Source organism: Streptomyces sp. NPDC031379 (genome assembly GCF_055569615.1).
This window is the reverse complement of sequence record NZ_JBVIIT010000059.1, coordinates 1-7,989: the sequence shown is the minus strand read 5'-3', so window position 1 is coordinate 7,989 and position 7,989 is coordinate 1. Positions and strand designations below refer to the sequence as shown.

The 7,989-nt window shown below is 72.1% G+C and carries 8 protein-coding genes; 3 read left to right on the top strand and 5 right to left on the bottom strand.

The window, feature by feature from the left end; all coding sequences use genetic code 11:
- Nucleotides 1–119: 119 nt before the first annotated feature.
- Nucleotides 120–392, bottom strand: a complete 273-nt coding sequence (locus tag ACZ5CW_RS41040; RefSeq protein WP_468610915.1) for a hypothetical protein — start codon at nucleotides 390–392, stop codon at nucleotides 120–122.
- Between the two features lie 320 nt (nucleotides 393–712).
- Here ACZ5CW_RS41040 and ACZ5CW_RS41035 point away from each other — a divergent pair, with 320 nt between their 5' ends.
- Nucleotides 713–2,572 (top strand): cellulase family glycosylhydrolase, encoded by a 1,860-nt coding sequence (locus ACZ5CW_RS41035; protein ID WP_468610913.1) that lies wholly within the window; start codon nucleotides 713–715, stop codon nucleotides 2,570–2,572.
- 55 nt (nucleotides 2,573–2,627) lie between these two features.
- Here the strand turns inward: ACZ5CW_RS41035 and ACZ5CW_RS41030 are convergent, their stop codons facing one another.
- Nucleotides 2,628–3,881, bottom strand: coding sequence for a YncE family protein (locus tag ACZ5CW_RS41030; RefSeq protein WP_468610911.1), 1,254 nt, complete (start codon nucleotides 3,879–3,881; stop codon nucleotides 2,628–2,630).
- Nucleotides 3,882–4,022: 141 nt separating this feature from the next.
- Between ACZ5CW_RS41030 and ACZ5CW_RS41025 the strand changes: the two genes are divergently transcribed.
- Nucleotides 4,023–4,685 (top strand): TetR/AcrR family transcriptional regulator, encoded by a 663-nt coding sequence (locus ACZ5CW_RS41025; RefSeq protein ID WP_468610909.1) that lies wholly within the window; start codon nucleotides 4,023–4,025, stop codon nucleotides 4,683–4,685.
- Between the two features lie 182 nt (nucleotides 4,686–4,867).
- Nucleotides 4,868–5,893: an alcohol dehydrogenase gene (locus tag ACZ5CW_RS41020; RefSeq protein ID WP_468610907.1), complete on the top strand. Its 1,026-nt coding sequence runs from the start codon at nucleotides 4,868–4,870 to the stop codon at nucleotides 5,891–5,893.
- Between the two features lie 4 nt (nucleotides 5,894–5,897).
- Here ACZ5CW_RS41020 and ACZ5CW_RS41015 read toward each other — a convergent pair whose 3' ends face one another.
- The 3 genes from ACZ5CW_RS41015 to ACZ5CW_RS41005 form a co-directional block, all read right to left on the bottom strand.
- Nucleotides 5,898–7,127 carry a glycosyltransferase gene (locus tag ACZ5CW_RS41015; protein WP_468610917.1) on the bottom strand — a complete coding sequence of 410 codons (1,230 nt, stop codon included), beginning with the start codon at nucleotides 7,125–7,127 and terminating at the stop codon, nucleotides 5,898–5,900.
- A gap of 78 nt (nucleotides 7,128–7,205) precedes the next feature.
- Complete coding sequence (locus ACZ5CW_RS41010) at nucleotides 7,206–7,577, bottom strand: hypothetical protein (RefSeq protein ID WP_468610905.1); 372 nt, start codon at nucleotides 7,575–7,577, stop codon at nucleotides 7,206–7,208.
- The coding region (locus ACZ5CW_RS41005) for a cbb3-type cytochrome c oxidase subunit I (protein WP_468610903.1) at nucleotides 7,574–7,989 on the bottom strand (416 nt) is incomplete at its 5' end. The genes ACZ5CW_RS41010 and ACZ5CW_RS41005, both read right to left, overlap by 4 nt.

Here is a 7,989-nt window from a genome sequence, read left to right as displayed (position 1 = left end):
CCCCCCCCCCCCCCCCCCCCCCCCCCCCCCCCCCCCCCCCCCCCCCCCCCCCCCCCCCCCCCCCCCCCCCCCCCCCCCCCCCCCCCCCCCCCCCGTGCCCGTGTGCCGCCCTGGCGTCGTCAGACCCTGGGGACTCCGCCGGCGTTCTGCACCTCGGACAGCGCCTTCTTGATGGTGACCTTCGCGAAGTAGCCGGCGCCGAAGAATATGCACTGGACGACGTACCAGAACTTCTCGGCCCCGGTCATCTCGACCAGCCCGTACTCGCTCAGCGCCTTCTTCACCGGGACCTTCTGGAAGTAGGCGGCACCGAAGTAGATGCAACCCAGGACGTACCAGAACTTCTCCCAGGAGGTGTTGGTGCCCTGACCGAGGTACTGCCGTTCTGCCATGACGTTCTCTGCCTTCCGATGACCATGGGGATCCGGGGAAACGCGCCGATCCGGGCCCTTGCGGGCAGCCTCGGGCAGCAGTCGCGCGCAGGCGTGGACGCCTGGCGGCATGCTGAAGCACGAGTTGAGATGGCGTGGGTGATGCGCACGTGTCACGGTGCTGGTCGTCCTGACGGCCAGCCGCCCCCCGGATGTGCAAGCCGCAGCATAGGCCAAGTGGCTGAGATCGTCACCTCGGGTGTGCCGGCGTCAGTTCCCGGCGGTTACCGAGGAGTCAGATGCTATTGACGCTTGCCGCGACTCGCCGGACTGTAGGGGACATGCCAAGTCTCCGGGTGCGTCTGCTGGCTGTCCTGGTCGTCCTGTGCGGAAGTCTGACGATGACGGGCACCGCGCCCGCCACCGCCGCCACCCCCGCCGACTCCCTCTGGTTCGACGGCACCGCGCTCACCGTGCGGGGCGGCCGCCTCACCGACGGACAGGGCCGCGAGATCGTGCTGCGCGGCTACAACGTCTCCGGCGAGACCAAGCTGGAGGAGAACGGCGGTCTGCCCTTCGCCTCGGTCGCCGACGCCCGGAAGTCCGCGACCGCGCTGCGCGCCCTCGGTGGCGGCAACGCGGTCCGCTTCCTGCTCTCCTGGGCACACGCCGAACCGGTGCGCGGCCAGGTGGACACCGCCTACCTGGCCGCCGTCACCGAGCAACTGCGCGCGTTCCTCGACGCGGGCATCCGCGTCTACCCCGACTTCCATCAGGACCTGTACTCCCGCCACCTGTTCGACACGGGCAGCTGGTACACGGGCGACGGCGCTCCCGAGTGGGCGGTGCGGGCGGGGAGTTATCCGAAGGAGTTCTGCGGCATCTGCCTCTTCTGGGGTCAGAACATCACCCAGAACGCGGCCGTGCAGAAGGCCCAGTACGACTTCTGGCACAACGCCCACGGCCTCCAGGACGCCTTCCTCGCCACCGCCCGGACGACCATGTCCTACCTCCGACAGCACCTGGACACGGCGGAGTTCGACGGCATCGTCGGCTTCGACCCGTACAACGAGCCGTACGCGGGCAGCTACGACTCCGGGCAGAACTCCCGCACCTGGGAACGCGACCTGCTCTGGCCGTTCTACGAGAAGTTCCGCGCCCACATGGACGCGGCCGGCTGGCAGGACAAGCCCGCCCTCGTCGAGCCCAACCTCTACTGGAACGCCAACATCTCCACCCAGAAACAGGAGGGCGGTCTGCTGGACACGGGCACGCTCGGCCCCCGCTACGTCTTCAACACCCACTTCTACGACCAGAAGGCCATCTCCGGCATCCTGATGTGGGGCAAGGCGGCCGACGGCCAGTACGCCGGCGACTTCGCCACGGTCCGTGACCGTGCCGCGGCCGCCGGCACCGCGGCCGTGGTCGGCGAGTTCGGCCACCCGCTGTCCGGCACGGTCTCCGACAAGGCGCCGACCGTCCTGAAGGCCATGTACCAGGCCCTCGACTCCCGCCTCCCCGGGGCGAGCTGGTGGACGAAGCCGGCCGCGTCCGGCCCGGTGCTGTCCGGCACCCAGTGGCAGTGGGACCTCTACAGCGGCCGGCACCACGAGTCGATGAACGGCAACCCCGGCAAGGTGGTCAGCGCCGGTGACGGCTGGAACGACGAGGACCTCTCCCCCGTGCGGCTCGACGACTCCGGCGACGCCGCACTGCGCCAGGACGCCCGCCTGCTGGACCGCCTCTACCCGGGCGCCACAGCGGGCACGGCCCTCGCCTTCACCTACGAGGACCGCTCCCGGGACGGCTCGGCCACCCTCACCTGGAATCCGGTGCCCGGTTCGCTGCCGAACGTGGCGAAGCTGGTGGGCTCGGGCCAGTACGGGCTGCTGGTGTGGCGCTCCGGCAGCGGCGGCGCACCCACCGAACTGCACCTGCCGGTCTCCTTCCCCACCGCGTCCACGACCGTCGTCTCCGACCTGGGCACGGCGTACGCCCCGCCCGCGTACAGCGCCACCACTGCGGTCGGCGTGGCCCCCGAACCGGGCGGCACGGGCAGCCGCCGCCTGCTGCTCACCGACCCGGACACGGACGTCCACCACTACGCGCTGGTGACCAACGGCGCCACGGCGGCGCCCCCGGCGGACCTCCTGAACGCGGCGCGGGCCGAGCTGGCCGCCTGGGTGGCGGCGCGCTGGTGACCGACAGTCGTACGGCCTCCGGGCGAGTGGGGCGTCCCGGAGACCGTACGACCGCTCAACTCCCGCTCGGGCCCGTCCAGTCGGCCTGCACATGTCCCAGCCGGACGCGCTGGGGGTGGTCGCCGACCGGGATCGACGTCACCTTCTGCCCCGTGGCGAAGTCGATCGCCGTCACCTGGTCGGCGCCGCTCTCGGAGACGATGCAGTCCTTGCCGTCACCGCTGATCGTCGCCCAGTACGGCTTGGACGTCGTGACCAGCGGACCCTCCTGGAGCGTGGCACGGTCGACGACCGTGGCGTAGTCGTCCATGGTGCCCGCGACGCACAGCTTCGTGCCCTCGGGGTTCATCGAAATGCCGTGGTGACGCGAGTCGTTGACCCAGGTGGTGCGGTCCTCGCTGGTCGCCGGGTTCTTCGGCAGGGTCTTGCTCCGGGTGATCTTGTCGGTGGCGACGTCGTACTCCAGGAAGCCGTTGAAGAACGACACCTGGAAGTACAGCTTCGACTCGTCGGGGGAGAAGACCGCCGGGCGCACCGCGTCGGAGAAGTTCTTCAGCCCGAACGCGTCCAGCCGCTGACGCATGTCGACGACTTTGACCTGCTTGTACGTCGTCGCGTCCACGACCGTGATCCGCCGGTCGCCCTTGGTCCAGTCCCAGCCCGGGTCGTCCAAAGCGGTGTTGACGTCCCCGATGGACATGTTCCAGATGTACTTGCCGTCCCTGGTGAAGATGTTCTCGTGCGGCTTGTCGCCGGTGGCGAACGATCCCAGCTGCTTGCCGCTGCCGATGTCGAGCACGTGCACGGTGTTCGCGGTCGAGGCGGACACCGCGACCCGGGTGCCGTCCGGTGAGACCGCCATGTGGTCGGCGCGGTAACCGGACACCGCGAATCGCCAGTTGACCTTTCCGGTGGCCAGGTCGATCGAGACGACGTCCGCGAAGCTCGGCCGGGACACCACGACCGACCGGCCGTCCGGGGTGGAGTACATGTCGTCGGCGAACTGGTCGTGGCCCTCGCCGACGCTGTTGCGGATCGCCTGGAAGTAGATCCACTTGATGGGGTCGGCGTTGATCTCCGCCATCCGCTGGTCCTTGTCGGGGATGACGCTGATCCGGCCGATCTTCGCGAAGTCGCCGGAGGACTTGATGACGTCGGCGGTGCCGTCCCAGTTGTTGCCGACGAACAGCACCTCGCGCAGTCCGGCGGAGGTGCCGGTGGCCGCGGAGGCGGCGGTCGCCGGACCGGCGGCGGCCAGGGCGAGGGCGGCGGCCACGGAGCAAAGGTGCCTGGTTCTGGAGGCAGGCATGACTGCTCTCCTTCCTCGGGGAAATCTGAACACGGGCGCTTTCACAGTGAACTTACTGAAAAGTAAGGAGGGGGTGGCCTTCTCGACAAGATGTGTGCACGACAAGATTGGGTGACCGGTGGCGTGACGGAGGGGGACAGCGTGACGGGCAGGCTCAGGGCGCCCACAGGCCGCTACGGCGGCAGGTCCGCCGAGGAACGGCAGGCCGAGCGGCGCCGCCGCTTCCTGGACGCGGCACTCCGGCTGTTCGGCGACACCCCCGGCTACCGGGGGACGACGGTCGCCGCGCTGAGCCAGGCCGCCGGCCTGTCCACGCGCCAGTTCTACGAGGAGTTCCGCACCCTCGAGGACGTCCTGGCCGCGCTGCACCTCCAGGTGAACGGCTGGGCCGAACAGGGCGTGCTGGACGCCCTCGCCACGGCGGAAGGGCTGCCGCTGGCCGAGCGCGCCGCGGTGCTCTTCCGGGCCTACGCCCGCGACGTCACCTGCGACCCGCGCCGCATCCGCATCGCCTTCGTGGAGATCATCGGCGTCAGCCCGCGCCTGGAGGAGCAACGCCTCGCCCGCCGGGCCCGCTGGGTCGACCTCATCCGCGCCGAGGCCGACGCGGCGGTGGCACGAGGGGAGGCGGCGCCGCGCGACTACCGGCTCGCCGCCACGGCCTTCATCGGCAGCGTCAACGGCCTCCTGCACGACTGGAGCGCCGGCTGGGTGGACGCCACGCTGGACGAGGTGGTGGACGAGCTGGTGCGCCTGCTGCTGGGGATGCTCCGCCCGGAGGGCTGGCGGCCCCGGGCGGGGTGAGGCGTGCGGGACGGCTGCGCCCCGAAGGCCGATGTCCCGAGGGCCGATGTCCCGAGGACGCCGGGCCGTCCAGGCGGGAGGGACCAGGCCGTCCGCGATCCCGGCCGCTCGGCGCGCGGGATCGGCCGGGAGCTGGTCTGCTGGTGCGGGGGACCGTCGTACCCGTTCTCCGGAGAGACACCATGACTACCTACCGAGTCGCACAGGTGACGGCCGCGGGCGGCACGTTGGAGCTGGCGGAGCGGGAGGTGCCGCGGCCGGGACCCCGCCATGTACGGGTCGCCGTGGAGGCGTGCGGGATCTGCCACAGTGACGCCCTCTTCGTGAACGGCGCGGTGCCGGGCATCTCGTTCCCGGTGGTTCCAGGGCACGAGATCGCCGGGCGGGTCGAGGAACTGGGCGAGGACACGCAGGAATGGGGACACCAGGTCGGCGACCGGGTCGCGGTCGGCTGGTTCGGCGGCAGCTGCGGCCACTGCACCCCCTGCCGCCAGGGCGACTTCATCGTCTGCGTCAGCCTCCGGGTCCCCGGATGGGCCTACGACGGCGGCTTCGCCGACCAGGTGATCGCGCCCGTCGACGCCCTGGCCCGGATTCCCGACGCGCTGGCCGCGACCGACGCGGGGCCCCTGGCCTGCGCGGGCGTGACCACGTTCAACGGCCTGCGGCGCAGCTCCGCCGGGCCGGGCGACCGGGTCGCGGTGCTGGGCATCGGCGGCCTGGGGCACCTCGGCGTGCAGTACGCGGTCGCGATGGGCTTCGAGACCGTGGCCATCGCCCGGGGTGCCGAGAAGGCGGACTTCGCCAAGCAACTCGGTGCCCACCACTACGTCGACAGCACCTCCGGCACCCCGGTCGCCGAGGCGTTGCAGTCCCTCGGCGGCGCCAAGGTCGTCCTGGCCACCGCCGGGCACTCCGAGGCCATCACGGCCACCGTGGACGGTCTGACCCACCGCGGTGAACTGGTGGTCATCGGAGCGGACGCCGAGCCCCTGGGCATCACCCCGTTCCAGCTGATCATGGGCGCCCGCGTCGTCCGTGGACACCCCTCCGGCACCTCGCGGGACCTGGAGGACGCCATGGCGTTCAGCGCCCTGCACAACATCCGCCCGATGACCGAGATCGTCCCGCTGGACGACGCGGCCGAGGCCTACCAGAAGATGCTCGCCGGCCGGGCCCGCTTCCGGATGGTGCTCACCACCGGCTGACGGCTCAGCCGCCCAGCCGGTCCACGGCCTCGAGCACGGGGGCGGCGCCGTCCTCGTCCCGGACGCGTGCGCCCAGGATCCGCGCCCGCTCCCGGTACGCCGGGTCACGGGTGGCCCGTACCAGTGCCGAGGCCAGGGCCGGCACCGTCAGGCGGCGCAGCGGTACGACGTCCGGCGCCACGCCCAGCGCGATCAGCCGGGCGGACCAGAACCCGGCGTCGAACTGGACCGGCACGGGCACGGCCGGCACCCCCGCGCGCAGTCCCGCCGCCGTCGTGCCCGCACCCGCGTGGTGGACCACGGCGGCCATCCGCGGGAAGAGCGGCGCGTGCGGTACGTCGCCGATGGCGAGCATGTCGTCGCCGTCGGCCGTGAGTCCGCCCCAGCCGCGCTGGATCACCCCGCGCAGCCCGGCCCGCCGCAGGGCCGCGACCACCTGGGCGCTGAGCCGGCCGGCGTCCGGCACGGTGGCACTGCCCAGCCCGACGAAGACGGGGGGCGGACCGGCGTCGAGGAACTCGCGCAACACTTCCGGCAGTCGCGTACCGCTGTCGTGGGGCCACCAGTAGCCGCCCACCTCCAGCCCCGGCCGCCAGTCCCCGGGCCGGGGCACCACCGTCGGGCTGAAACCGTGCTGCACCGGCCAGCGCTGCCGCTCCCGCGTCCGGCGCGCGGCACCGGCCCGGACCGGGGGCAGGCCCAGCCGGGCGCGCACGGCGGGCACGGTGCCGGCGAAGACCCGCTCCACGGCGACGCTCACCCCGTGCCCGGCGACCCGGTTGGCCGCCCCGCCCCAGGAGCCGCCCCCCAGCACCGCAGGCGCGAACTCCCGTGTCGCGGCGAGGGGTTGCAGATAGACGCCCATGCTGGGCAGCCGCAAGCCCTCGGCGATGGTGTGCCCGAGCGGGGCCAGGGAGGCCGACAGCAGCAGGGCGTCGCTCTCCGCGGCCGCCGCCAGCAGATCGTCGGTCATCCGCCCGACCAGCCGCCGCGCCATCTCGACGACCCGCATCAGCTTTCCGGCGCCGCTCGCACTGCGGTGCAGCCCCCGGCCGCGTGCCGACTCCAGCTCCGCCCGGGGGTCGACCGGCAGTGCGCGGAACCCGACTCCGGAGCCCGCCACGAGCGGCTCGAAGCGAGCGTGCGTGACCAGGGTGACCGTGTGTCCGGCACGGAGCAGCCGGTGGCCCAGTCCGGTGTAGGGGGCCACATCGCCGCGTGAGCCCGCCGTCATGATCGCAACCCGCACGACACCCAGTATGGCCCGCGCCCCGTCCCCCGACAGCCGAACAACGCCCCGGAAGCGCCGACTTCACCCCGGTCGCAGCATCTCCTGGGCGGCGGCGAGCACCAGCAGGCCCGTCGCCGCCAGCAGGGCACAGACCAGCACGCACCAGGCCACCAGCCGCTGCCGCAGCGCCCGGTATCGCACCTCGTACACCTGCCGCAGTTCCACGGCGCGGTCGGCGGTGCGCCGCCACGACGTACGGGCCAGCGCAAGGTACTCCGCCTCGAACCGCCGCTCCAACTCCTCCCGTTGGCCGTCCGTGAGCCAGCCGAGCCCGGAGGCGACGCGGGCCGCCGCCGTACGGCCCTCCTCTCGCGCGGCGGCCAGCAGCAGATGGCCCTCGATCTCCTGGACGAGGGCCCGGGCCCCCTGGTCGTGGTCCTCGCCGGTCGTCACGGCGCGCTCAACTCCCTTTCTCGAGCCGGGACCTCGGGATGGTGGAGGTCGAACGCCGGGGACTCGCTGCGGATGCGGGGCAGGGTGAGGAAGTTGTGGCGGGGCGGCGGGCAGGAGGTCGCCCACTCGAGCGAGCGGCCGTAGCCCCACGGGTCGTCGGTCGTCACCCGCTCCCCGTACCTGGCCGTCTTCCAGACGTTGTAGAAGAAGGGGAGCAGGGACGAACCGAGCAGGAACGAGAAGACCGACGAGACCGTGTTGAGTGTCGTGAACCCTTCCGCCGCCAGGTAGTCGGGGATCCGTCGCTGCATGCCCTGGGCGCCCAGCCAGTGCTGGACCAGGAAGGTGCCGTGGAAGCCGACGAACAGCGTCCAGAAGGTGATCTTGCCGAGACGCTCGTCGAGCATCTTGC